Source organism: Xenorhabdus sp. XBWT (genome assembly GCF_059072735.1).
On record NZ_CM180990.1, the window covers coordinates 110,584 to 136,484 of the forward strand.

Sequence of the window (25,901 nt, forward strand, 5' to 3'; positions counted from 1 at the left end):
TTCATTGCTCTAGTTCAGCATTTAAATTAATAATTCTATCCGCACTTTTAATGGTAGATTCTCTGTGCGCCACTATTATTCTAGTCATATTTAAATTTGCGATTGATCTATTAATAAATGACTCATTATTTGTATCTAAATGACTTGTTGCTTCATCCATAAAAATAATTTTAGGTCTTTTATAGAATGCTCTAGCTATCATTATTCTTTGTTTTTGACCACCCGAGATACTTCCTCCTAGTTCACTTAATTGTGTATAATATCCCATTGGAAAATTAGCTATTTCATAATGTATATTGGCCTTAATTGCACATTCAATAACATAATCCATATCTATATTATCATCGAACCCTGAAATATTTTCTGAAATTGACCCGGAAAAAAGCTTATCTTCCTGTAAAATACAAGAGATATTTTTTCTGTAGTTATTAATTCCCAAAAAATATATATCATTATTATTGAATAATATTTCTCCTGATTGAGGCTGAATAAGTCCACACATTATTTTAATAAGAGTGGACTTTCCTGTGCCGGATGGACCTATTATTGCTACAGACTCTCCTTCATTAATTTTTATTGAAAAATTTGATATTACTGGATAAGTTGCACCATCATACGTATAAGAAATATTTGATAGTTCTAAAGATGCCATATTATTATCAATATTAATATCAATATCATTTTTGAAAACCTCTTTCTCTTGCAAAACAATTTCAGATAGTCTTTCATTATGTAATGAGAGCAATTTCAATTCTACGGATTTATTAATGACATTAGTAACACGATCTGAAAATTGTCCCCTATAAGTATTGAAAGCTATAAACATTCCTATAGTTATAGAATTATTTATTACCAAATATGAACCAACCCAAAGAATAATGATTTGATCTAGAGAGACGATTATAGAGCTTAGCGCACTAGTAATAATTTCTATTTTTTTCTTTTTTATTTCAGATTTATTTAAATTCTTAACTTTATCACCATAATTTCTTAATCTATTATTAAGTAAACCAAGGACTTTAATTGTTGGCATACTGTAAAGGCTTTCCATAAAGAAAGAATTTATAGTAGCTTCATTTCTGATTTTTTTATCTGATGATTTTTTATATATTCTATATACAATTAATTTAACCATAAAATATAAAGTTGAGAATAATATCACTACAGCAGTTAGACCTCCACCATAAATAATCATCATACTCAACAAGCCTAGTATCATCAAAAAATCAATAATTAAATTCACTATATTATTACAAAATGTTTCTCTAATATCTTCTATTGAATTAAATCTAGATTGAACATCTCCTAATTTTCTATTTGAGAAATAATCAAGAGGAATTTTCAACAAATGTTCAAAAAGACTATTTTTCCATTGCATATCCAAAAGGACGTTTATAGAAAGAGACATATAAGATCTTATTACATCAGAAAAAGTTTTAACTAGAGTAAAAAATATCAAGAATATGCAGATTGATGACAACAACAGTGTATCTTTTGTTACTATAACATGATCCATTATTAACTGGATTCCAATTGGAATAGTAAGCGCGATACTTTCTATAAGAATAGAAATTGCAAATATCTTAAAAAGAGAAAATGCCAAGCCTTTGGAGCTCTTGAAAAGAGCTATTAATTTAATTGTTTTTTTATAATTAGCTGATTTCTTTTTAAATTCTGGAGCTGGTGTTAATTCTATTGCTACTCCCGTAAAATGCTTTGAAATCTCATGGATAGATAATACTTCCTCTCCTTTTTCAGGATTAAATATAAATAATTTATTTTTAGTTACTTTCTCTAAAACCACAAAATGGTTCATATCCCAATGCAGTATACATGGTTTTTTTAAAAGGTTTATTTCATCAACATCCAAAGAATATACATTAGTATTTAATTTATTGTTTTCTGATATACTTAACATATCTTTTAAGCGTAATCCTCTTGAGTAAAAGCTATTATTTTCTTTTAACTCTTTTAGATTCGTATCATGTCCATAATAACATAATAACATAATAACATAATATCATGGCAATACATGCAATTCCACAATCTGCAATATTCTCTTGATAGATAATGTTAATTTTTCTTTTAAAAAAGACACTGGGAACAAAGTAAAACAATGAATCTTTATTTATCATAATTACTCCATGTATTTTTTAAAATTATATTTAGCTTTATCTACCATAAAATTATAAATAGTTTTATTTTCAATGACTAAAGATGCTTCTGCTTTCATTCCTGCAACTAACTTTAATTTATCTATATTTTTATCAGTTATTTTAACTTGTATAGAATAAAAATTATCACCAGTATTTTTAGTATTTCCTTTTAATTGCTGTGAAGTAATATTTTTATTGTTTACAATAGATTGAGAAATTTTATCTATTAAACCATCAAATGAGCCATACTTTTGAAACGGGTATGACTTAAATCTTACATTGATTTTTTCACCTATCCTCACATAAGGATAATGTTCACTCTTTATACTAAAAATAATAAAATATGATTCTATTTTTTTTGGTGATATTTTAAGTAGCGGATCATTTTTAACTACTTCCTGTCCTAATGTCTTATATTGATAATCCAGAATTCCATCAATAGGAGATGTTATAATTCTGTTAGCATCAGAGTTTATATCAATTTTTTTTAGTTCAATTTCATTTATTTGCTCTTGCAATGATGAAATTTTATTATCTATGTCATTTATTTTGCTATCTCTATCTATAAAAAATTGAGACTTTTTTTCCAATAAAGAATTTAATTGTTGATGTATATTTAAATAACTAATTTTATTCTGAGCATAATTATTACTTATTGAATTTAGTTGTTCTATAGTTACATATCCTTTCTTCAAGAAGAGTTCATATTTTTTTCTAATATCATTATGTTCTAGGATAATTTTATTTGATTCATTTAATTCGTTTCTTAGGTTTTTTATTTCTTGATCAGTAAATGTTATGTTTTTTTCATAAAAATTATTTACTTTTATTTTTAATTCATTTTTATTATTTATATTTTTATTTAACTTATCCATTATTGAATGTAACTTTTTAAGTTTTTGATTTTTTAAATCCCCGTTGATATCTTCATCAATATTCTTTACTGTTAAAACAATATCCCCTTTAAGTAATTTAGAAGATCCAAATATATTAACATTAGAAAATTCAATATATCCAGTTATTGGCGATCTTACTATTACTGTTGAAGGAAATGAATTAATTTCACCTTCTATTTCAATTCTATTACTTATTTTTAATACAAAAATTAAAATAAGAAGAAAACTCATCAAAAAAGCTGTTATTATATACAAAATAACTGAGGGTGGGTAAATCCTAATTATCGTATTATGAACCCACTTTCTCTCATTATTTTCTTGATTTATATTCCTGAAAATTCCTTCATCCATTATTGTTTTTACACCATGATTTAATTAAATAATCATATAAAAATGTAGTTATAAGGCAAATTAGAAACCAATTAACCCATGATATTGAGTTTTGTAATATAGATATTAAGAAAGGGTTTCCTATAGCAAAATCCATTAATGATTGCCGAACTAGTCTACCCATGATCGCCAATTCAAGTAACCACATAATAATTCCTCTTGTGAAATAATTATATGTAGGCATGCCCCTTTTTATGAGTATATATAAGATTGTTATACCAAAACCTGTTTCTATACTTGTAAATGCAGCCAAGTACCTAACATCCCAAGAGGGTAAAACTGATACGTTATTTACTTCACTTCTAATGTATGGTATTAACCATTCAACGTTAATAACATGAACTATAAATCCAATAAACGCAGTAAATATAGATACAATTAAAATAATAAAAAACACTACTTTTTTTTCGTTACCCATCACATAATCCTCTAAAACTTACTCATAATAATTATATAGTTTAATCATTTTGTTAAAAATTTCAAAATTTAATTTTTCAATTACTATCAAAATTTTCAAGAAAAATCATTCACCTGCTATAAAAAACTTTCACGCTATTTTTTAAATCTTTAAATATCTTAGATCCATCTGAAAACAACGCCATTTGTGATTAAAGCTACAGAACTACGTAAATTTAACGGGCTAATAGGAAGGTTTTTTATTAAGAATCTTTAAATACGCAGTAAAAATATGAGTGGGAGAGGGTATTCCCTCTCCCTAATAACTAATTAAAAACCATATTTATATATATTACCATCCCAACCAGGACTAGCTGCTCGTTTTACAAGTTTGTTTACCTGCTTAGGTTCTACAGACTGACCAACATCTTTTCCTGCCCCACCTACGCAATCTAATAACGCTTTATTCCATAAATTACTTTTTTTTAAGTCTTTCATAGTAAATTCCTTATCATGTTTATTTAATATTTATTACTTCTATTAACTTGGATTTATGCTTTTCCATCTCTAAAAAAGCACTAGTTCCGAGCAGACCATCACTCATATGTTTACTATATGGCTTACTTGCAGTTAGCCCTCTTTCATTTAATCTTTTTTCTATATGTTCATACATTTTATACAAGCTTGGGCAGTAATAGTCTTTATGCGATATATCATTATCATGATATTTATATGCCCTTGCAGGACAACCACCATGACAGACATGTTGCCACTTGCATTTTTTACACGAATCAGTGCTTTCTCTTGTTCTATATATTGTTGCCCTTGTGCTACTCATTAATTCTAAAATAGAATTATTCTGTAAATTACCGTATTTCATATCAGGTTGAGCTGATAGACTTGCGCATGGGTATAAATCTCCAACAGGATCAATAGAAAAGGAGGTATTTCCACATTGAGCCATTCCTATACAATCAGCCGCTCTCCCTGCTAGAATTGCCTGAGTTTTCCTTACAAAGTCAGAGACAAAAATGTAATTTTCAGGTTCTGCATAAAACCATTTATCATATAATTTACTCCATGGTAGATAATATTCATCAGGGCCTAATCCGAGATCTTGATAATTATCTACGGCATTTCCTGATTTATTTAATGGAATCACGTTAAATGGTAATTTATTTTCAAACATGAAATCATATATTTCATCTGTATGATTCATGTTTGTCTTGCTCATTACTAAAGCACAACCAACATTAATATCATTTTTCCTTAGTTTATTGATTCCTTCAATAATCTTATTGAAACTCCCAGTGTCCTTATGTGTAACTCTATTTTTATCATTTAGATCTTTAGGTCCATCAATAGATATAGACATGAAAAATTTATTTTTTTTGATAAAATCACACCATCTTTGAGTTATTAATGTTCCATTTGTTTGAAGGGCATTTAAGTATTTTATACCATTGCTATATTTTTCCTGAAAATCTACAACATTTTCATAGAAATTAATACCGGGTAGCATTGGTTCACCACCATGCCATATGAAATGAACATAAGTAAATACTTTCTTATCATTGGCATAGTCGAACGTATCTTTAATTGTTTTTTCAAGAGTTTCCAGTGTCATAACAGGATGTCTTATGTCTTCGTTATAACAATATTTGCATGCTAAATTACATCTATGGGTTGGTTTTATTATGTTTACAAGTTGCATATTAATTTCCTTGCATATCCCATTATTGTCGTAAGGAAAATATTCAATTTAATTTAGGTATCTCATAATCCGTTGAGTTGAAATATAGCATATTAACAACAAACTAATAAATATGTGATTATTGATTTAAATCAAGCAATCTTAATGTTTATTATTTTTAAATTTACTTGTGGTTTAATTTTACTGATGAAACTATAAGTTGTAATAATATATACTTTCAACATTAAATAATAACAAGGCATCATGAAATAAATAATATTTTTTATTTATATAAAATTGATTTTAATTAATTTTAATTATTTTTTAACTTTATTTTGTTTTTTATAGTGATATAGGAAGTCAATATACGAGCCAGCAATATCAGGACTTGCTCAATGGCTATAATTTGAGAGCGAGTCAGGGAGATGTGGGAGCCTGTTGGGATAATGTAGTTGTTGAACGTTTCTTTAGCAGTTTAAAACATGACTGGCTATTTAAAACGTCTCATGAAAATCATGAGGAGATAAAACAAGATGTGCTGGATTATATACCAATCTCCTTTGAAGATGCTTGATTTCTTATCCAAACCCGATCATGCTTGCAACCATGAAAATTCATCTGACACCAGAACAAAAACATGCCCTCGAATTGATGCATGATACAACGCGCGACAGTCGAGTTTGTGATCGCATCAAGGCGGTGCTTTTGGCGTCAGAGGGCTGGACTGCTCAGATGATTGCACAGGCCTTGCGTATTCATGAAAGTACGGTAAGCCGTCACCTAAAAGATTTTATCGCTCAGGAAAAGCTCACCCCGGAAAATGGCGGTTCTGAAAGCCATCTCTCTGCCGAACAAACCGCCGACTTGATTGATTATTTGACGACAAATTTGATGCATACCACCGCCCAAATTGTGGCTTACGTCCGAGCACGTTGGCAGGTGTCTTTCAGCGTGGGCGGAATGACGAAATGGCTTCACCGCCAGGGTTTCAGCTACAAAAAGCCAAAGGGAGTGCCTCATAAATTCGATGCGGATCAACAGCAACAATTTATTGATGACTACCAGTCTCTTAAAGACCGGGCGGGTCAAAATGAACCTATCCTATTTATTGATGCGGTGCATCCTTCACAGTCCACAAAGCTCAGCTATGGCTGGATGAAAGCAGGAAAAAATCAGGTAAAAGTGGTCGAAACCACCGGCAGTCGTACCCGTCTTAATATTCTGGGTGCCCTCAATTTACAACGAATTGAAGACACCGTGATCCGTGAATATCCGAGTATCAATGCTGAAAGCATCGCGTATTTTTTCGGGGCGCTCCGGGAAACTTACCCGCTTTCGCAAAAAATCCACATTATTCTGGATGGGGCGGGTTACCACCGAGCCAAGTTGGTGAAAGATATTGCGTATGTCCTGAATATTGAATTGCATTACCTACCGCCTTACAGCCCAAACCTCAATCCGATAGAGCGATTGTGGAAGTATATGAATGAGCAAGTGTGTAACAATGTCTATTTTCCGAATGCGAAGACATTTCGTGAAACCCTTCATCACTTTTTTCATGTCACGTTGCCAGAAAAAACGAAAGAACTGACGACTCGACTGACTGATAATTTTCAGATTTTAAAACCCGCACCTTCAAGTTAGATTGGTATATCTGCATTATTACAATTTAACCCAGTTACATGCCGCTAATGGCAGGGCAAGAGCATGAATGTTTATTTCTTGCCCAACACCTGAAAACCTGCAATTAATACCTTGTCCAAATACTCACTGCTCATATTGGCCATATTCGTTTTTCGTCTGATACTGGCTTTTATGCTGGTTTCTGCACGCAACATATTCAGTGAGAGGTGTCGCATACCCGCTAATATCTCGGCACCGTTACCGCGACGAATGGCGCACGCATCTTCATTCATGGAAACATCGAGCACCCAATGAACGCGGTTCTCAATTCCCCAATGACTTCGCACTGCCGCCTTAAAGCGGTCTGCCTCAAGCGCTGCTGAGCTGATGTAATAATGGTAGTCCAATGATTCTTTTTTTTCCTTTTTATCAAGGCGATATCGCATTGCCACGCCAAGGCTTTTTAAACCTTTCCATTCCGGAAATTGCGCGGCAAGTTCTCCTGCCGGTAGAACATGGTACTCACGTAACTCAATTCGTCCATGCCCTTGTTCTATACTGACATTTTCTGGCTGACTGACCGCAGTCACTTGTGCTGACAGCGCTTGTTTCACTGCGCGATGTAATGTTGCCTGATTCTCTTTTACGGACAACAGATAATCACCGCCCTGAGCAATAATTTTTTTGGCAATTTTAGTCTGGCATCCCATTGCATCGAGGGTGACCAAACACCCTTTGATGTCCAGTAAATCAATTAATTTAGGGATGGCAGTGATTTCATTAGACTTGTTTTCGGTTTTCAACTGCCCCATGATAACGCCATTGGCCGTAGCAAAGGCGCTCACCATATGGATAGGCGATAATCGCTGATGCCAATTCCCGGTACTCCGTAAGGCTTTGCCATCAATCGCGATGATTTCCCCGTCGGTGCGTTCACTGACCGCCTGAGTCCAGCGAATAAAGCAGCGTTGAAACTGGGCAGGATCAAGGCGGGAAATGATACGTGCTATTGTGTCATGTACGGGTAAGCCGGTTTGAAAAAATCCCTTTTCCTGAAGCCAATTGCAGCGCATATTTCCGAAGTCTTCGATATCTTCCCAACCTTCTGCCCCCGTCAGGACGGCACACATTGTCAAAAAAAGTACATCAAACAGGGGATAGCTGATTTTGGCAGACTGGCGAGGATCGTTAATATCACCGAAATACTGAGAAAAGGCATCAAGTTCCATTAGAGGGTTCCCGAAAAAAGGAGTATAAGATCACAACTTAATTCATGGGTCAAATGGATTTATCTTGATTAAATAACGTTCGTGATCTCACCCTGGGTTTAGACTAACGTTTTTTTCGAACCACTGTAATTAAATATTACTAATTCGAAAATTTTATTGATAAATTTTTCACACAAGAAATTTCTTAATAAAACCACTAATTTAAAGTGACATATATAATTAAAAACATAAATCACAATGGATAACTATTTCACATGTTACGGAACATAACAGAAATAATGTTTTTTAATTTAGTTGAAAAATATTTAATAACATTAAGTTAAGTGAAAATATTTATATTCAGGCATATTACATTTTACCTCAGGCCATCTGATGTTAACATGCCAATTGGATTATCTATGATTTATTTGTTATAGTTCATATTCTGAACATCAAGTTAAGTATATTTTTACTCAACTCAAGTATAAGAGGTCTGTACTACTCGTTTTATGATTCATCAACCTTTAGGAGGGTACGAAGGGAGAGCATCTGATATTGAAATAGAAGCTAGAGAGTTTTTGCTGATACGTAATCGTATAAATCAGCTTATCAGCGATGCCACAGGACAGCCAATAGAAAAAGTAGAAAAAGTAGAAAAAGATACTGATAGAAATTATTGGATGCGCCCTCAACAGGCTATTGAATATGGAATTGTAGGTCGAATAATAACCAATTGGGAAGACGTCAGCCCTGTATAAATGATAAAGAGGGTGGGCAAAATCTCACCCTCTATTTTATATTAGTATCATATTCTTTTAAAAACTTTGGTACTTTCCATTCATCTTTTAGAATTGTGTATATATACATGTCACTCCATATTCCATTAACGTATTCGTTTTGTAATAAGTGAGCCTCTTGACGCATTCTTAGTTTTTCAACTAATTTTTTAGAACCTAGATTTAAAGCATCTAATTTTGCATAAATTCTATGATATTTAAAATAACTAAAGCTAATATCTATTAATGCACCTAAAGATTCTGTTCCAATAGATTTTTTTTGATATAATGGGTGAAATATACAACCTATTTCCCCCTGCTGTGATTCTTTGCTCGTTACCCTTAACATAATTTCTCCTGCTAAATCATTATGTTCACGTAGAACTACAGCAAGTCTTATTTCATCACCATTATCATTAAATGCAGGGTTAAGGACTTTATTAAATTGTTCACGAATATCTTTATCTGTGTGGAAAAAGTTATTCTTCTGGCAGGTTATCCCTTGTCAGTTTCGGCAGCCATTCGATAGCGGTATCGATATTCAGACTCAGATTGCTGCGAATGCCCTGTTTGCTTTTCTTACGCAGATAATGCTGGCTGTACTCCGCCAGTGCGCCCGGCATATCCATACCGAACCGAGTCACGGAAACCGGTTTATTTAGGTTGTTGCCTTTCATATAGGCAAGGTAGGCGTGATAAAGATATTTGCGGGGATTGAACGGCACTATTCTGCATTGCCGATTAACAGACCATCAGCTTCATGGGAAGCCACCAGATAGCCGCAAAAATCGACCAGTGGATCTGTACCGCGTTTGATATCTAAAGCCTCTTCGGATTTTTGTTGCTCTGCCAGTAAACGCCTTGCAGTGTGTGGATCAGCAAACCGATGAAGCAGTTGCCGGATAATGACAGGCAGTTCTGCCGCTATTTTGTCCCGCAGAAGCGGATCGCGTTCGTTTTCCGGCACGATTTCGGAGAAATTGAAAATCACCCGACGCCGTGATACCCCGCCACTGCGATCACTAAAACTCATGGCGTTATTGTTCACCGCCAGCACCACAGCAGGAATGCGGGTTGAATAAGACTGTTTGTGCTTTGGGTCAATAGCGACTTCATCCCCGCCTGTGATGGCCTTGATGCCAGAACCGTCGCCCACATAGCGGGTCTGGTCAGGCAGAATAATCAGCGAATACCCGACAATCAGCGCACGCTCCCGTGGGTTTTCCAGTGCGGCCATACTTGCAAACGGTATTGCCTTTGCCTGCCAGCATCGCGCAGATTTCAGAAAAAATGCTTTTACCACTGCCTCCGGCACCGGTGACTTCCAGAAATAACTGCCAGTCGTAACCGGTTTGCCAGCACCATAAACAGTGCAGCCAGCACTCTCTCTGCTTTATTTTCACAGTTGCCTGTTGCACGGTTAAGCCAACGCCAAAACTGAGGCGCATGGTTTTGCAGGGTTTCCCCCGAAACGGGGGAATTGAATTCAACGTCATTAGCAAGCAGTAACCAGTCATGTTTGTGATGAGGCCGGAACTGGCCGATTTTCAGGTCAAACACACCATTACTGAACCCGATTAAATGGCGTTCTGGTGCGTTCATCATGGGAAGCTATAATTTCAGGGCATCCACGGCAGCGCTGATACCGTGCGGTGAGTACGGCATTTTTTCTTCCATAAAAGCCGCCACCATTTCCCGCTTTAAATCGCGGTCGCTGACCGGACGCCAGATAACACCGTCATAGTGATGAATGGTTTCCGAAGCGCCATCCAATGTCAAATCACCGTCATAACGCACCAGTAATACTTCTCCGCGCTGACTGGCTCCCATCTGTCCAAAGGTTTAATTTCTGATATGGGACGATGACCGATATAAGGGAAAATATCCTTTTCAAAGGTATCAATAATTTCAGCACGATAACGTAATGACCATCTGTCAGCTTTAGATTTATTCCACTCTCTCGTGATAGCTTCGAATGTGTTGTTTAGTTTGTGTTGGCTGGCTAATTTTTTTTGCTTTTTATCAATATTGGGATCTTGTCCCTCTGCAATCAGTTTCTTGGCTTCCTCACGTTTCTTTCTTGCCTCAGCCAAAGAAGTATCGGGATAAACACACAATGCAAGCAGCTTCTCTTTATGAGCAAAAGACGTTACTGGACAAATTATGGCGGAAGATCACAGGAGTCGAACCTGCCGGGGATCGCTGGCGATCCCATCTGGATTTGAAGTCCAGCCGCCCCACCGGGGACGATGATCTTCCATTAAGGAAACTGATGAGGAGCGAGGATTATAGCGTGTCTCCCGAAACATCTAAACTCCTTCATCACATCACAGATCTCTGATATAAAAAGAGCGGAATTCTTAGCATAAAAGTGCGGCATTAGCATTGAACTCACGTTATCTTATCCCCATCTATCGTCAACAACCCACTGGGATAATGGCTGGTCTCAGTACATACCCAACTACACATAAAAGGCGCTCATTATGACAAATCCGTTACTGACATTTTCTGCATTGCCTAAATTCTCTGCAATTGCACCGAAACATGTCGTGCCTGCTGTGAAAGAGACGTTAGCCAACTACCGTCAGGTCATTGAAAATATTTTATCCCAACACTCGACTTTTACTTGGGATAATCTGTGCCAGCCCATCTCTGAAGAGAAAGATAAACTTTCTCGTGTGTGGTCACCGGTTTCTCACCTTAATTCGGTCAAGAATAGTCCTGAGCTGCGCGAAGTTTATGAGCAAAGCCTGCCCCTGCTCTCCGAATTTGATACTTGGCTGGGACAGCACAAAGGGTTATATCAGGCGTATAAATCGCTGAAAGCAAGTGATAACTTTGAGGCGATTTCCCAGCCACAGCGTAAGGCGGTTGAAAATACCTTACGTGATTTTGAATTGAGCGGTATTGGCTTGCCAGAAGAGAAACAGAAACGTTACGGTGAAATTACTGCCCGTTTATCTGAGCTGGGTTCGAAATTTGGCAATAATGTGCTGGATGCTACAATGGGATGGACCAAGCTGATTACTGATGAGAGTGATCTGGACGGTCTGCCTGAAAGTGCCAAAGCCGCAGCTAAAGCTGCCGCAGAAGCCAAAGATCAGAATGGCTGGCTCCTGACGCTGAATGCGCCAAGTTATCTGCCAGTCATGACTTATGTCGATGATTGTGACCTGCGCAAAGAAATGTATCACGCTTATACGACTCGTGCTTCCGATCAAGGGCCTGATGCCTGTAAATGGGATAACAGTGAAATCATGGCTGAAATCCTCGCGTTGCGCCATGAACTCTCTCAATTGCTGGGCTTCAAGAACTATGCTGAAAACTCCCTCGCCACAAAAATGGCTAAGACACCTCAGCAAGTGCTAGATTTTCTGAACGATTTAACCAAACGCGCTCACCAGCAAGGTAAGGAAGAGTTGGAAGAACTCGCTGATTTTGCTGAATCTCACTACTGGGTTGATGAGCTGGATGCATGGGATCTGGCGTATTACAGCGAGAAGCAGAAACAGCATGATTTCTCCATCAATGATGAAGAATTGCGACCATACTTCCCTGAACAACGTGTACTGGAAGGGCTGTTTGAAGTCGTTCGCCGCATTTATGGCATCACTGCCAAAGAGTGCCACGATGTAGATACATGGCATCCTGATGTACGTTTCTTTGAGTTGTATGATGATAAGCAGGTATTGCTAGGCAGTTTCTATTTGGATCTCTACGCCCGTGAAAATAAACGTGGCGGTGCATGGATGAACAATTATATCGACAGAATGCGCCACGCTTCCGGCGAGGTGCAAAATCCTATTGCTTATCTGATTTGTAACTTCAACAAACCAGTCGGTGACCAGCCTGCTTTGTTCACGCACGGTGAAGTCACAACGCTGTTCCATGAGTTCGGGCACGGATTGCACCAGATGCTGACCCAGATTGAAATTCTGGATGTTGCCGGTATCAATGGCGTACCGTGGGATGCGGTAGAGTGTCCAAGCCAGTTTATGGAAAACTGGTGTTGGGAGCCTGACGCGCTGGCGTTTATCTCCGGTCATTATGAAACGAAGGAACCGCTGCCGAAGGAAATGCTGGATAATATGCTGGCCGCCAAAAATTATCAGGCTGCTATGCGAATTCTGCGTCAACTTGAGTTTGGTCAGTTTGATTTCCGCCTGCACGTGGATTATGACCCAGCCAAGGGAGCACAAATTCTGGAAACGCTGCGCTCAGTGAAAAAATTCGTTTCTGTTGTACCATCTCCTGATTGGGGACGTTTTCCACACTCCTTTAGCCATATTTTTAACGGCGGCTATGGCGCAGGCTACTACAGCTATCTGTGGGCTGATGTTCTGGCAGCGGATGCCTACTCCCGCTTCTCTGAAGAGGGAATTTTCAATCGCACCACAGGTCAATCATTCCTTGACAATATCTTGTCCCGTGGTGGCTCAGAAGATCCAATGGCGCTGTTTGTACGCTTCCGTGGCCGTGAACCAAAACTGGATGCTATGCTGAAGAGTTATGGCATCGGTGGATAATAACTTGTGAAGATTTGTTTGATTTGTGAAGAAGGCGCTGATAACAGCGCCTTATCGTTATTGGCTGAACGCTGGAATCTGGTTCATGATGAAGATTCAGTCATGGCTTTGGTACTGACTCCCGAACGGCTGGAATTGCGTAAGCGCGATGAGCCGAAGCTGGGCGGGATTTATGTCGATTTTGTAGCGGGAACAATGGCACACCGCCGCCGCTTTGGTGGCGGTCGTGGCGAAGCGGTCGCCAAAGCTGTGGGTATCAAGAAAGATTATTTGCCCACCGTTGTGGATGCCACCGCCGGATTGGGGCGGGATGCTTTTGTTCTGGCCAGTATTGGTTGTCAGGTCAGAATGCTGGAACGCAATCCTGTCGTGGCGGCATTGCTGGATAATGGCCTACAACGGGGCTATCAGGATGAAGAAATAGGCGGTTGGTTGAAAGAGCGCATGACGCTGATCCATGCTTCAAGTATTACAGCATTGACGGATATCACTCCACCACCGGATGTTGTTTATCTTGACCCAATGTATCCGCATAAGCAAAAGAGTGCGTTGGTCAAAAAAGAGATGCGTGTTTTCCAATCGCTGGTGGGTGCTGATGAGGATGCGGATAGTTTACTGGAACCCGCTCGTGCTCTGGCAAAACGCAGGGTTGTGGTGAAAAGGCCTGACTATGCTGAACCACTGGCAGACGTTAAAGCCTCAGCCGCAATTACAACCAAAAACCACCGCTTCGATATTTATCCCTGTTGAACTGTTTTTGTTAAAGGAATAAGCCCTATGTCCTCATGGGGTTTATTCGTATAAGGAAAGAAAATCCCCCTTGAGCTTCCATTCTTTCTATCAAACCGGTTTCTCTATTGAATTATACAAAGTATCAAGTTGCTTAATGCGTTGGTGGTAACTTTGCATCAGACAAGCCGTATCTCCTTTGCACTTTTGCCGTTGTTTCAGCCATGTTGTTTGGTTATCATACATTTCGCCCGATACCCCCATGGCAAATAATCCTCGCAGAAAGTGATATTTCACACTCATTTCCACATCCAGATCATTTAGTTTTGGGCTGGAGCAAATGGCTTTTTCATCAGGAGTCTTGGCTTTGGCACAATCAAAACTGGCAGCAAAACTAAGCGGTGATAAGATAATTAATAGAAAAAAGAAATACTTCATTTAGTTCTCCTTATGAGGAGGAACGACAGGCTCCGACCCAGTTTGCAATTTTGGTGGTACGACTTTTTCGTATGTGAATGACTGTGCTTTGCCAGTTGCGTCTAATTTGCAGGATAACCGGATGCCACTCCAACTATATTTGTGTAGTTAGACATAATTATCTTCCAATATTAGAGGGTGATTGTATTTGATTTTTTTATGTGCTGTTTTTCAAGTGTAGCAGAAGATTGAAAATATCGAGGTGAATTTTGAAGTTTATTTTCGTGTTTTTTATTTATAATGTGTTCGGGTAAAAATATCATACCTCAATTTATATTTAATGAGGCATGATATTTAAAGCGTTTTATAAACAAACCACTATGTAAAATGGCAATATATAAATAATATTACTCTGAGGATATTAAATATATTGCTTCATAAGGTTTGATCTTGCTTTCATTTTCGATACTTACAGAAGATTGATAGTTACTGATTAATACTCGCCAGTCTTTGTGTATGAGAGAAAGCTCAGGTGACCACAGTTGTGTTTTATCACTAAGGTTTGCAATAACCAACAGAGTTTGATCCTGCCAGCGGCGTAAATAACACCATAATGACGGATGTTCTGGAAGCAGATCCTGATAATCACCGTATGTCAGAACAGGTTGCTGTTTCCTCAACTTGATTAAATCGTGATAGCAATAGAAGACTGAGTCTTTATCCTGCAATACAGCTTCAGCATTAATCTCAGGGTAATTACTGCAAGGTGTAATCCATGGTGTACCTGTGGTAAAACCGGCATTCGCTGAACTATCCCACTGCATGGGAGTTCGGCTGTTATCACGAGATTTTTGCGCCAAAATTGCCAGAATCTCGTCTGACGGCATATCTTTTTCAATATGTTCTTGATACATATTCAGGCTTTCTATATCCCGATAGTCTTCAATGCGCGTAAAGTGTGGGTTAGTCATACCCAACTCTTCACCCTGATAGATATACGGAGTACCCTGCATACCGTGTAGCACCATTGCCAGCATTTTAGCGGATATTTTATGGTACTGGTGTTCATCGCCGAATCGAGAAACAATACGGGGCTGATCATGGTTGCACCAGAAGAGGGCGTTCCATGCTTTTTGATGCATCCCCTGTTGCCATGTTGAGAAAATCTTTTTCAGTTCAACATAATCAGGCTTCGCACGAGTCCATTTCTCTCCATTCAGATAATCCACTTTCAGATGGTGAAAATTGAATGTCATGGATAATGACGTTCCATTCAATGCACTATAACGCTGGCAGTGTTCAAGGCTGGTAGAGGACATTTCACCAACTGTCATCAACCCCTTCGGTTGAAAAACATCACGGCTCATTTCTTGCAGGAATTCATGTATCCGTGGGCCATCAGTATAGAATCGACGACCATCTCCGCGATCATCATCAGGATAATCCTGCTGCTTTGAAACAAGGTTAACGACATCCAATCGCAAGCCATCCACTCCGCGATCACCCCAGAATTCGCAGATTTTTTTCAATTCGGCGCGGACGGGTTCATGTTCCCAGTTTAAATCGGCTTGCTCTACTGCGAACAGGTGAAGGTAATACTGTTCGCTCTCTGCATGCCATTGCCACGCATTACCGCCAAACTTGGATTTCCAGTTATTGGGCAAGGAATTCTCAGCGCCATCCCGCCAGATATAAAACTGGCGGTAAGGGCTATGAATATCCTGAGCAGCCTGAAACCATGGGTGTTGAGTTGATGTATGGTTGAAAACCATATCTAAAATGATGCGAATACCACGTTGATGGGCGTTTTGCACCAGATTATCAAAGTCTTCCATGGAGCCGTAATCAGGGTTAATGGCACAGTAATCGGCAACATCATAGCCATTATCAACTTGCGGAGACGGATAAATAGGGGTTATCCAAATAGCCTCAACACCGAGGTGCTGTAAATAATCCAGCCGTTGGGTGATACCATTGATATCTCCTGTACCTTTTCCGGTACTGTCCTGAAAACTTTTTGGATAAATCTGGTAAATAACGCTATCCATCCACCACGGTTTTTGTTCGGTCATAACTATACCTATTAATTTAATACTTTTGATAATTTATTGAATTTAATAAATTAATTAGTTATTTCGCCGGTCAGGGCAGCTTTACGTTCATTTCTGCGATAAGCCAGAATGGTCAGCACTGATGGCACAACGATTGCGATAAGCATGGCAACCAGATAAACCATCCAGAATTGAGGCTTGATGGAAAGAATGCCCGGTATTCCACCAACACCGATGCCATTGGCAATCACATGGTTGAGACCACAAACCAGCCCAGCCAGCCCAGCGCCAATCATTGAGCAGAACATCGGATAACGGTATTTCAGGTTGATACCATACATAGCAGGCTCAGTCACTCCGAGGTAGGCTGAGATCGCCGCAGGGATGGAAACTTCGCGTTCTTTCTGTTTCTTGCTTGCCCAGATAATACCGACAACGGCTGAACCTTGGGCAATATTGGATAGCGCAATAATAGGCCAGATCGGTGTTCCGCCAGTACTCTGGATCATTTGCAGATCGATTGCCAGAGTAGTTTGGTGTACACCTGTAATAACCAGCGGAGCATAGAAGAAACCGAACAGAGCGGCACCGATGGGAGCAAAACTACCTGTCATCAGCCCTTTCACTGCCCAGGCAACACCATCACCGATAGTGCGTCCGGCAGGGCCTATCAGAGCATGGGCAAGGAAAACTGCTAATAGCAGAGAAGTGACAGGGACGATAACTAAATAGAGGTAATCCGGCACCCATTTTTTCAGACGCGTTTCAATCCATCCCAATGTCAGGCCTGCCAATAAGGAAGGAATGACTTGCGCTTGATAACCGACTTTGGAGATAGTAAACCAGCCAAAATTCCAGACATCAGGGACTTGCTGTCCAAGCAGGTAAGCATTCATCAATTGCGGGGAAACCAGCGTAATCCCCAGAACAATCCCCAGAATAGGAGTTCCGCCCATTTTTTTAACGGCAGACCAACAGATACCCACAGGGAGGTAGAAGAATATTGCTTCACCGATCAACCAGAGGAAATCATAGATGCTTTGCCAAACAGGGTGGAGTTGTGCGAGCGATTTGCCATCACTGAATGGGATATCCCCGATAAGATTACGAAAACCGAGGATTAAACCACCACTGATAAGGGCGGGCAATAGCGGGAAAAAGATCTCGGCAAAATGTGAAATTGCATTTTCATACCATTTCATATTTTGGCGAGCTGCCTGTTTAACCTCTTCTTTATTAACAGATTGTTTCCCTGTGGTTTCAAGCAGAGCTTTATAGTAGACATCCACATTCGTCCCAATAACCACCTGAAATTGCCCGGCATTGGTGAAACAACCCTTGACCATGGGGAGTTCTTCAATAGCTTTAGCATCAGCGTTTTCTGGCGCATTAAGAACGAATCTGAGGCGGGTGATGCAATGGCTGACAGAAGCGATATTTTCTTTTCCGCCAATCAGGGTGATAAGTTTATCAACATCCTTTTGATTTATTTGTTTTTTCTTCATGCCTTTTCTCCTTGGTATGGCAGGAGTTATAAATAATGGGGGTTTTAGGTTAACAATGCGATTAACAGAATGATTACTCTCGTGATGAGATAATGAATAGACTGAAGTAATAGCAGATTTATCCTAGTCAGATTTGACACTTTTTAATATAAAAATATTTTTTGTTTGAGTTTTAGATCACACTTTATGCTACACAATTGAAATTAAAAGAACTCTTATATTTGTAATTCTTATTAATTACATTGTTTTTAATTTGTTATGAAATTAATAGCCTGAGGTTATGTGTTGATGACCTCAAAGGTGAATAAAATAAAGGAAGGTTCACACTCTGTCGAGTCACAACCCAGATAAATGGTTTTGTTGTTATCGGTAAAGGTGATAGTTTATTTTCATATTTTAATACCCCGCTGCTTGCGGCGGGGATATATTTTAATCTAGAAATAGAACTCAGATCCGCTTGTACTGCCATTACCGGACGCGAAAAATAATTAATGCGTTACAAGATTAATAAAAATTTGTGCCCCAACCAACATGCAGTCATCGTCAACAAAATAAGGATTCGAGTGCAGATAGTTACTGATTCCTTTTTCTGTATTACCGCTGCCGAGTATGAACATTGCACCGATGCGATCTTTAGTGGCGTTAATCATATAACTGAAATCTTCACTGGCAGTTATGGGACTACTATTTGGGTTAATATTTTCGTCTGGCAAGAATTTGCTTGCAGCCTCCAGAATACGCTGGTGTGCATAAGGGTGGTTCTCCACTGGGGGATAACCGGCATAGGTGATTGCGGTTTTAAATCCTCCATCCTTGCTGCGGGCAAGAATTTCTTGAAAACTATCTTTTAGGATTCTATGCGTTTCTTCATCCATTGCACGGATAGTTCCCTTAGCATGAACGTGGTCGGCTACGGCATTAGAGACGGTTCCTCCTTTTATCACTCCGCAACTGAGTACTGCAGGACTGAAAGGGCTTGTTTTCTTGGCAACGATATAATCCATGTAATCAAGGATACGACCGACTTCACGGATGGCATCTAACCCATTCTGGGGGGCTGAGGCATGGGTGGAAACACCGTATACATCCAATGTCCATGCTGTTCCCCATGAGGACATAATTCCCGTACCTAAATCGATACATCCGGTTTCCTGCATTGCGTTATTATGCAGTGCGTAGACTTCACTGACTCCTTCCATACAACCCAGTTCGACCATTTTATCCGCCCCGGGAACGTATACATCTTCTTCGGCCATTTGGAAGATAAAACGTACGTTGGCATCCATCTCATCTTGATGTTGTGATAAATAGTTGGCCGCAGTCAGAGCGGCAGTCATATGGACATCATGACCACAGTTATGGGCGCGACCCGGATGTATAGAGGTATACTCATTGTTGGTCATATCAGACATAGCAAGAGCGTCCATATCGGCGCGTAATGCTATCAGCGGTTTTTCCGGATCAATGATTAAGTCAGCAATAAAACCGGTATAGCCTTCATAAGTTTTGATGGTGTAACCAAAATTACGCATTAAATTATGGCAATACTGAGATGTTTTAAATTCCTGACCCGATAATTCAGGAATTCTATGTAAGTATTGCCGTGTTTTTTTACTGAATTCGTTTAATGCGAACAGTTTTTCACTTATGTTATATTTATTCTCGTTCATAGATTACTCCCTTTTATACTGAATATAATTTGAGTAAAGGTTTCTCCATATTTCGAATTTATTATACATCAATTCATCCGGAAATATTATGCCAATGATCACTGTAAATAATAGATAAGTTCAGTATGGTAGCAAGGCCAATTTTTATATCTCGCTTGACAACAATATATTGATAAATAATATTAAAAATATTTCAAATAGCATGATGATAAGATGGTTTTTTATCAGTTTCTATTCAATTCATGATTTCTCGTAGCAATATAACCGTCCAAACATTTTAAGTTTCAACCCAATAATACGCTTATATCTGTTTTTCAACGTGATAATAATTACCAAACTGTTTGAGATCTGCAACAGTTTGGTAAAAGCAATTTTGGTCAGGTGGTTATTTGATTGTGTAAGCCACCAAAACGTCGGTAGTACGCCGCCGCAGGTGGGGGTAACTGACCGATGGTTGTTTCACAGCGTTCGCTGACGTAACGTGTTGCAGCTGGGTCAATGCGTTGATAGATATTGAAGCATAAGTTACGGGCAATCTGTCCTTCCCATTGTATGGGCAGCAGGGCATCCGGCAATAGTGGATCGCGCAGCACCACCCGGCGGTAAAAGTGGATCAGCAGCAGGCGTAGCTGGAAGCCGCGTTCCGGTGTCAGGTCTTCTTCATGGCAATCCCGCAGCAGTGCCATCAAGGGACGGAAGGAGATGATAAATTCGTGGTAGTGCTGTGATACCTGTTCCAGTGACCAACTGGCAGAGACGCGCTCTTTCAGGCTCTGTTCCGAACGTGGATAGGGATAATCGGCGCGGAAGTAAATAACGGAATCGCTGGCGTTGAGTTCTCCCAACAAGGCAGGGATATCACTTCGGGAACTGCTTGGCGCCGCCATCAGAGTGTTGTTGAGTTGACCGAATCCAAGCCAGCTCAACTCTTTTTTCAGTCGGGCACGTTCATTTTTGCTGGTGCCTTCCAGTAGCAGCAGATCCCATTTGCCGTCCCATTCAGGTGGCTCGCCGAGGTAGATTTTACTTTCTGCATGGCGGAATTGATTCATGCCGCGTTCGGTGATGCGGTAATAACTGCGCCGCCCCAGTTTTTCTACCTCAAGCCATTTCTCTTTTTGCAGGCGAAATACAGCGGTCCGTACGAAGCGGTCACTGAAACCCATCGGTTCTAACAGAAGACTCAGACTGCCAAGCCAGACTTCCCCGCCACGGTGGCTGAGTGCATCCCCATATAAGGAGATGATCAGCGATGTTCCGCTGATAGGTTGGGCATCAAGGGCATACCGAATAAAGTCGTCGAGTTTTTGTGCCATATTTCTCTGTCATTTGCTCAAAAGTGTGTCATGACATTAGCATAACTATATAAAGGTTCTTAGGGAAAACAGTATTGGGAAAAAAAATCAGTATTGGAAAAAAAATAGTGTTGGGAAAATGGTGTTGAAGTGCCACCGCAATTCGGCATCATTGAACTTGTGGTGGCAAAAGATCATTCATGTAGTCGGTTGTCGATGACCCGAACAGCCTTGCCTTCTGAGCGGGGGATCACGCCACAGTTGACGATACTGACATCGGTACTGAGTCCGATCATCGATTTAATGTGATGACGAAGCTGGTGGCAGAGTTTGAGGCATTGTTCGTGGTTGAGCAGGTCAGGTTCTTTCAGTTCCACGTTGATTGATAAGCAGTCGTGGTTGCCGTTGCGGTTCACTTCCAGCTGGTAGTGGGGCGACAGTTCTTTAAAACGGATGATCTGTTCTTCTACTTGTGACGGGAAGACATTGATGCCACGGATGATCAGCATATCGTCGGAGCGTCCGGTGATCCTGTCCATGCGACGCATGTTGCGTGCTGTTCCGGGCAGTAAGCGTGTCAGGTCCCGGGTACGGTAACGGATCATGGGCATCGCTTCTCTGGTGAGAGTCGTTAAAACCAGTTCTCCGGTTTTTCCTTCCGGCAGGGCATTCAGATTTTCAGGATCAATCACTTCTGGATAGAAATGATCTTCCCAAATGGTGGAGCCGTCGGTATATTCCAGCGATTCCATGGCTATGCCCGGTCCCATGACTTCGGACAGGCCGTAGATATCCAATGCCTTGATACCCATGCGTGTTTCAATCTCGTTACGCAAGGCGGCCGTCCACGGTTCAGCCCCGAAGATGCCGACCCGCAATGAGCATTTGCTGGCATCTCCGCCCATTTGGCGTTCCAGTTCATCCAACAGTGTCAGACAGTAGGAGGGGGTCATCATGATGACATCAGGTTTGAAGTCCTGAATCAGTTGCGCCTGTTTTTCTGTGTTGCCACCGGACATTGGAATAACTGCTGCTCCCAGCCGTTCTGCACCATAATGAGCGCCCAATCCTCCTGTGAACAGACCATAGCCGTAGGCAACGTGGATTTTGTCTTTGGCGCTTACGCCTGCAAAATGCAAGCTACGGGCGATAAGATTTGACCAATTGTCGATATCCTGCCGGGTGTAACCCACGACGGTAGGCCGTCCTGTTGTACCGGATGAGGCATGGATGCGTACAATTTGTTCCATTGGAACGGCAAAGGTATCAAAAGGGTAGTGATCACGCAGATCTTGCTTGGTGGTGTAAGGGAATTTCTGGATGTCTCCGGGTTGTTTGAAATCGCTCGGATGGATACCTGCTTCATCAAACTTGCGGCGGTACATGGGAACACTGTGATAAGCGTGATTGAGAGTCCATTTCATGCGCTCAACTTGCTGAGCCTGAATTTCATCTCGTGAAGCAAATTCCATCGGATCCAGATGTTGTTGCAGGTGTTGTTTTAAATGTTGATAGGGGTGATGTACGTTGTTGCTCATAATTTCCTGTCCTTTTGTTGATTTGTTTGTAACAGGTTACTTTTGTAGTTATGTGCAGGTGTGGGTTCAGTTTTTTAATCAGTTATCGGGTATAAATTGTGCTACGAAATACGTTCAATAATCATGGCGATGCCTTGTCCTACGCCAATGCACATGGTGCATAAAGCATAGCGCGCTACACGCCGTTCCAGTTCCAGTGTCGCTGTCAGCGCAAGGCGTGCCCCGCTCATGCCAAGCGGATGGCCCAGCGCAATCGCACCACCATTCGGGTTGACATGTTCTGCATCATCAGGCAAACCCAATTGGCGCAGTACGGCCAGTGATTGCGCAGCGAAGGCTTCGTTCAGCTCAATGACATCCATTTGATGTAAGCCAAGGCCGGCCAACTTCAGTACCTTGCGGGTGGCTGGCACTGGCCCGATCCCCATAATGCGGGGTTCTACTCCACATGTTGCCGTTGCGATGATGCGTGCCCGTGGTGACAGCCCTTGCCGTAATGCTGCCGTTTCTGAGGCGATGATAAGCGCCGCCGCGCCATCATTGACGCTGGATGCGTTACCTGCGGTCACGGTGCCGTCAGTACGGAATGGGGTTTTGAGCCGTTGCAGTTGTTCTAATGTAGTTTCAGGACGAAGGTGTTCATCTTGTGAGACGATCGTTGCTGTGCCTTTTTTACCGCGCGAAGGCAGAGTCACGGGGATGATTTCTTCCGCCAGTACGCCGCGCTGTTGTGCGTTGGCTGCGCGTTGCTGGCTGCGCAGAGCGAAAGCATCCTGATCATCCCGGCTAATTTGAAACTGGGTCGCGACGTTTTCTGCTGTTTCCGGCATGGAATCTGTGCCAAATTGCTGTTGTATCAGTGGGTTGATAAAACGCCAGCCGAGGGTGGTATCAAAAATCTCCGTTTGGCGGCTGAATGCACTGTCAGATTTGCCCATGACGAAAGGGGCACGGGTCATTGATTCAACACCCCCCGCTAATACCTGTTGGGCATCACCCGCTTTGATACTGCGGGCGGCAAAGGCCAGAGCATCCAGACCGGAGCCGCACAGACGGTTAACCGTTGTACCCGATATTGAATCCGGTAATCCCGCCAGCAACAGCGCCATGCGGGCCACGTTGCGGTTATCTTCCCCCGCTTGGTTGGCACAGCCGAGGATCACATCATCAATTTGTCCCCAATCCAGTTTAGGGTAACGGGTCATCAATGCCCGTAGAGGCAGGGCAGCCAGGTCATCAGCCCGCAGGCCGGAAAGTACACCGCCATAACGTCCGATGGGGGTACGGATACCATCACAGATAAACGCATGAGTCATGATTTTTCTCCCGGCTTGTTTTTCTGAATTAAGGTTTCAATATGGTGGCGGGCCTGTTGGTGGGTGGTGTTATCGCGCATGGCTGCTCCCCTTATTATTGTTTTTGTGTTTATGGTCTTCGTGCAGCCGGGAGAGTTGCAATCTGGCATGATCTGCCGCCAGCTGGCGCAGAAGAGGTACAGGGCGGTAACGGGATTCTCCATAGTATTTATGCAGGTTTTCCAGCGTGGTGAGAATGTGCTTCCAGCCCACTTGTTCACCCCACGTCAGTGGGCCGATGGGATAACTCACGCCATAACGCATCGCTAGATCAATGTCTTCTGCTCTGGCAATGCCTTTGTTGACGGCATCCAGCGCTTCGTTGCACAACATGGCAACAGTGCGCATTGCCAGCAAGCCGGGATAGTCCGGCAGAAGGATCACCTGCTTGCCAAGTGATTGTATAAAACTAATCACTTTTGCTGTTTGCTGGGGTGTATTCTGGTAGGCGGTACTGAGCGTGATAATGGAAGCCGTTTGATGATTGGCAGACAAATCAAACTGCATCACCGGTACTCTGATTTCGTCAGTGATCTGAGCACATGTTCTCCCTTTGGTCAGTATCAAGATGACGTCATCAAGCTGCAAGGTGGGAGAATGGAACCGGTCATTTTTGTGTTCTTCAAAGACGATGTTATATTTCTGTAAATCGGGTTGCCGTAGCAGGCTGACAAAATGAGGTAAAGCGACCCAATTGCCTGTTGCTCTGATCCGCATTGGCAGTTTTTGTCCTTTGGACTGTTTAGGCTCTATTTTAGGCTGTAGCTGGGTATCTTTCTTCTTATCATTTCCTTTTGTATTATTTCCTTTTATATCATAAACATAAAATCCACGACCGCGTTTGCGACCCAGATAGCCTGCATCTACTAACTCTTTTTGTTGCAGTGAAGGCTGGAAACGGGGATCGCCGTAGAAGGCGTGGAAAAGGGATTCGGTCACCGCGTAGTTGATATCATGCCCGATCAAATCCATCAGTTGTAATGGTCCCATCGCAAAGCCACCGGACTCTTTCATGACCGCATCCAGTGTTGGGGGGCTGGCGACTTGCTCTTCTAATGCGCGCAGGGCTTCCGCATAGAACGGGCGGGCAATGCGATTGACGATAAACCCCGGAGTGGAGCGGCAGACTACGGGCTGTTTTTTCCAATCTGCAATGAGAACCTTAAGTATTTCCACGGTTTGGGGGGAAGTTTCCAGACCCTGTATGATTTCCACCAGTTTCATCAAGGGGGCTGGATTAAAGAAATGCAGCCCTGCCATGCGCTGTGGCGCAGACAGTTCACGGGCAATGGCGGTAATCGACAGTGACGAAGTGTTGCTGGCAAACAAGGTTCGGGCTGAACAAATGGATTCCAGTTGGCGGAATAGGTTTTGTTTGGCTTCCAATTGTTCGATGATGGCTTCAATCACCAGCACACAAGGTGCCAGTGCCTGCAATGAATCGACCCGAGTGATACGCTGTAACAGGGCCTGCGTTGCGCCCGCCTCTGCTTTCCCCATCTCCACCCGCTGATTCAGACGGGTGTGGAGATTATCCAGCGCATGACGTGCAGCTTCGCCACTCACATCAAACAACAGGACAGAATGTCCTGCCTGAGCCGCGACCTGAGCAATGCCGATGCCCATTGTTCCCGCACCAATGACGGCGATGGGACCGTTGAGTGGTGGCGTTTTCAT

At 41.2% G+C, this 25,901-nt stretch carries 19 protein-coding genes, 1 tRNA gene and 4 pseudogenes; 5 read left to right on the forward strand and 19 right to left on the reverse strand.

The window, feature by feature from the left end:
• Nucleotide 1 precedes the first annotated feature (1 nt).
• The 6 genes from AC5JQI_RS00455 to dynA all read right to left on the reverse strand — a co-directional run bounded on the left by AC5JQI_RS00455 (nucleotide 2) and on the right by dynA (nucleotide 5,552).
• Nucleotides 2-2,008, reverse strand: a complete 2,007-nt coding sequence (locus tag AC5JQI_RS00455; RefSeq protein WP_493913344.1) for a peptidase domain-containing ABC transporter — start codon at nucleotides 2,006-2,008, stop codon at nucleotides 2-4.
• Nucleotides 1,983-2,135 carry a cysteine peptidase family C39 domain-containing protein gene (locus AC5JQI_RS00460; RefSeq protein WP_493913345.1) on the reverse strand — a complete coding sequence of 51 codons (153 nt, stop codon included), beginning with the start codon at nucleotides 2,133-2,135 and terminating at the stop codon, nucleotides 1,983-1,985. Before AC5JQI_RS00460 ends, AC5JQI_RS00455 begins: the two co-directional genes overlap by 26 nt.
• Before the next feature lie 2 nt (nucleotides 2,136-2,137).
• Nucleotides 2,138-3,403: an HlyD family secretion protein gene (locus AC5JQI_RS00465; RefSeq protein ID WP_493913346.1), complete on the reverse strand. Its 1,266-nt coding sequence runs from the start codon at nucleotides 3,401-3,403 to the stop codon at nucleotides 2,138-2,140.
• Entirely contained in the window at nucleotides 3,396-3,860 is a 465-nt protein-coding gene (locus AC5JQI_RS00470; protein WP_493913347.1) for a hypothetical protein, read from the reverse strand. The genes AC5JQI_RS00465 and AC5JQI_RS00470 overlap by 8 nt, the downstream gene beginning before the upstream one ends.
• Before the next feature lie 308 nt (nucleotides 3,861-4,168).
• Complete coding sequence (dynB, locus tag AC5JQI_RS00475; protein WP_493913348.1) at nucleotides 4,169-4,336, reverse strand: dynobactin A family peptide antibiotic; 168 nt, start codon at nucleotides 4,334-4,336, stop codon at nucleotides 4,169-4,171.
• A gap of 19 nt (nucleotides 4,337-4,355) precedes the next feature.
• On the reverse strand, nucleotides 4,356-5,552 hold the full coding sequence (gene dynA, locus AC5JQI_RS00480) for a dynobactin maturation radical SAM/SPASM protein DynA (RefSeq protein ID WP_493913349.1): 1,197 nt from the start codon (nucleotides 5,550-5,552) through the stop codon (nucleotides 4,356-4,358).
• A gap of 316 nt (nucleotides 5,553-5,868) precedes the next feature.
• Between dynA and AC5JQI_RS00485 the strand changes: the two are divergent.
• A pseudogene (locus tag AC5JQI_RS00485) lies at nucleotides 5,869-6,081 on the forward strand (IS3 family transposase); the annotation flags it as partial.
• A gap of 56 nt (nucleotides 6,082-6,137) precedes the next feature.
• Entirely contained in the window at nucleotides 6,138-7,175 is a 1,038-nt protein-coding gene (locus AC5JQI_RS00490; RefSeq protein ID WP_493912972.1) for an IS630 family transposase, read from the forward strand.
• Nucleotides 7,176-7,246: 71 nt separating this feature from the next.
• Here AC5JQI_RS00490 and AC5JQI_RS00495 read toward each other — a convergent pair whose 3' ends face one another.
• Complete coding sequence (locus tag AC5JQI_RS00495) at nucleotides 7,247-8,383, reverse strand: ISAs1 family transposase (RefSeq protein WP_493913350.1); 1,137 nt, start codon at nucleotides 8,381-8,383, stop codon at nucleotides 7,247-7,249.
• Between the two features lie 479 nt (nucleotides 8,384-8,862).
• Here AC5JQI_RS00495 and AC5JQI_RS00500 point away from each other — a divergent pair.
• Nucleotides 8,863-9,120, forward strand: a pseudogene (locus tag AC5JQI_RS00500) (ATP-dependent Clp protease proteolytic subunit); the annotation flags it as partial.
• A 31-nt stretch (nucleotides 9,121-9,151) separates the two neighbouring features.
• Here the strand turns inward: AC5JQI_RS00500 and AC5JQI_RS00505 are convergent.
• The 4 genes and pseudogenes from AC5JQI_RS00505 to AC5JQI_RS00520 form a co-directional block, all read right to left on the reverse strand.
• Nucleotides 9,152-9,637, reverse strand: coding sequence for a GNAT family N-acetyltransferase (locus tag AC5JQI_RS00505; RefSeq protein ID WP_493914576.1), 486 nt, complete (start codon nucleotides 9,635-9,637; stop codon nucleotides 9,152-9,154).
• A pseudogene (locus AC5JQI_RS00510) lies at nucleotides 9,618-10,971 on the reverse strand (DNA primase family protein); the annotation flags it as partial. The gene AC5JQI_RS00505 and the pseudogene AC5JQI_RS00510, both read right to left, overlap by 20 nt.
• Nucleotides 10,962-11,282 (reverse strand): annotated as a pseudogene (locus tag AC5JQI_RS00515) (tyrosine-type recombinase/integrase); the annotation flags it as partial. The pseudogenes AC5JQI_RS00510 and AC5JQI_RS00515, both read right to left, overlap by 10 nt.
• Nucleotides 11,283-11,302: 20 nt before the next feature.
• Nucleotides 11,303-11,397 (reverse strand) — tRNA-Sec (locus AC5JQI_RS00520).
• A 224-nt stretch (nucleotides 11,398-11,621) separates the two neighbouring features.
• On the opposite strand from AC5JQI_RS00520, the gene prlC reads away from it, so the two are divergent.
• Nucleotides 11,622-13,664 carry an oligopeptidase A gene (gene prlC / locus AC5JQI_RS00525; RefSeq protein WP_493913351.1) on the forward strand — a complete coding sequence of 681 codons (2,043 nt, stop codon included), beginning with the start codon at nucleotides 11,622-11,624 and terminating at the stop codon, nucleotides 13,662-13,664.
• Between the two features lie 6 nt (nucleotides 13,665-13,670).
• The gene (rsmJ, locus tag AC5JQI_RS00530; RefSeq protein WP_493913352.1) at nucleotides 13,671-14,414 is read left to right on the forward strand and encodes a 16S rRNA (guanine(1516)-N(2))-methyltransferase RsmJ; all 744 of its coding nucleotides are present in this window, start codon (nucleotides 13,671-13,673) and stop codon (nucleotides 14,412-14,414) included.
• A 90-nt stretch (nucleotides 14,415-14,504) separates the two neighbouring features.
• On the opposite strand, the gene AC5JQI_RS00535 is transcribed toward rsmJ, so the two are convergent.
• The 8 genes from AC5JQI_RS00535 to AC5JQI_RS00570 form a co-directional block, all read right to left on the reverse strand.
• A complete protein-coding gene (locus tag AC5JQI_RS00535) occupies nucleotides 14,505-14,831 on the reverse strand; it encodes a lysozyme inhibitor LprI family protein (protein WP_323854892.1) in 327 nt (108 codons plus the stop codon).
• A gap of 386 nt (nucleotides 14,832-15,217) precedes the next feature.
• Nucleotides 15,218-16,882 (reverse strand): alpha,alpha-phosphotrehalase, encoded by a 1,665-nt coding sequence (gene treC / locus AC5JQI_RS00540; protein WP_493913353.1) that lies wholly within the window; start codon nucleotides 16,880-16,882, stop codon nucleotides 15,218-15,220.
• Between the two features lie 50 nt (nucleotides 16,883-16,932).
• Nucleotides 16,933-18,366 carry a PTS trehalose transporter subunit IIBC gene (gene treB / locus AC5JQI_RS00545; RefSeq protein ID WP_493913354.1) on the reverse strand — a complete coding sequence of 478 codons (1,434 nt, stop codon included), beginning with the start codon at nucleotides 18,364-18,366 and terminating at the stop codon, nucleotides 16,933-16,935.
• A gap of 488 nt (nucleotides 18,367-18,854) precedes the next feature.
• A complete protein-coding gene (locus AC5JQI_RS00550) occupies nucleotides 18,855-20,036 on the reverse strand; it encodes a M20 metallopeptidase family protein (RefSeq protein ID WP_493913355.1) in 1,182 nt (393 codons plus the stop codon).
• A gap of 377 nt (nucleotides 20,037-20,413) precedes the next feature.
• Complete coding sequence (gene paaX, locus AC5JQI_RS00555; RefSeq protein WP_493913356.1) at nucleotides 20,414-21,352, reverse strand: phenylacetic acid degradation operon negative regulatory protein PaaX; 939 nt, start codon at nucleotides 21,350-21,352, stop codon at nucleotides 20,414-20,416.
• Between the two features lie 173 nt (nucleotides 21,353-21,525).
• A complete protein-coding gene (gene paaK, locus AC5JQI_RS00560; protein WP_493913357.1) occupies nucleotides 21,526-22,869 on the reverse strand; it encodes a phenylacetate--CoA ligase PaaK in 1,344 nt (447 codons plus the stop codon).
• Between the two features lie 101 nt (nucleotides 22,870-22,970).
• Nucleotides 22,971-24,185: a 3-oxoadipyl-CoA thiolase gene (pcaF, locus tag AC5JQI_RS00565; protein WP_493913358.1), complete on the reverse strand. Its 1,215-nt coding sequence runs from the start codon at nucleotides 24,183-24,185 to the stop codon at nucleotides 22,971-22,973.
• Nucleotides 24,186-24,254: 69 nt separating this feature from the next.
• Entirely contained in the window at nucleotides 24,255-25,901 is a 1,647-nt protein-coding gene (locus AC5JQI_RS00570) for a 3-hydroxyacyl-CoA dehydrogenase (protein ID WP_493913359.1), read from the reverse strand.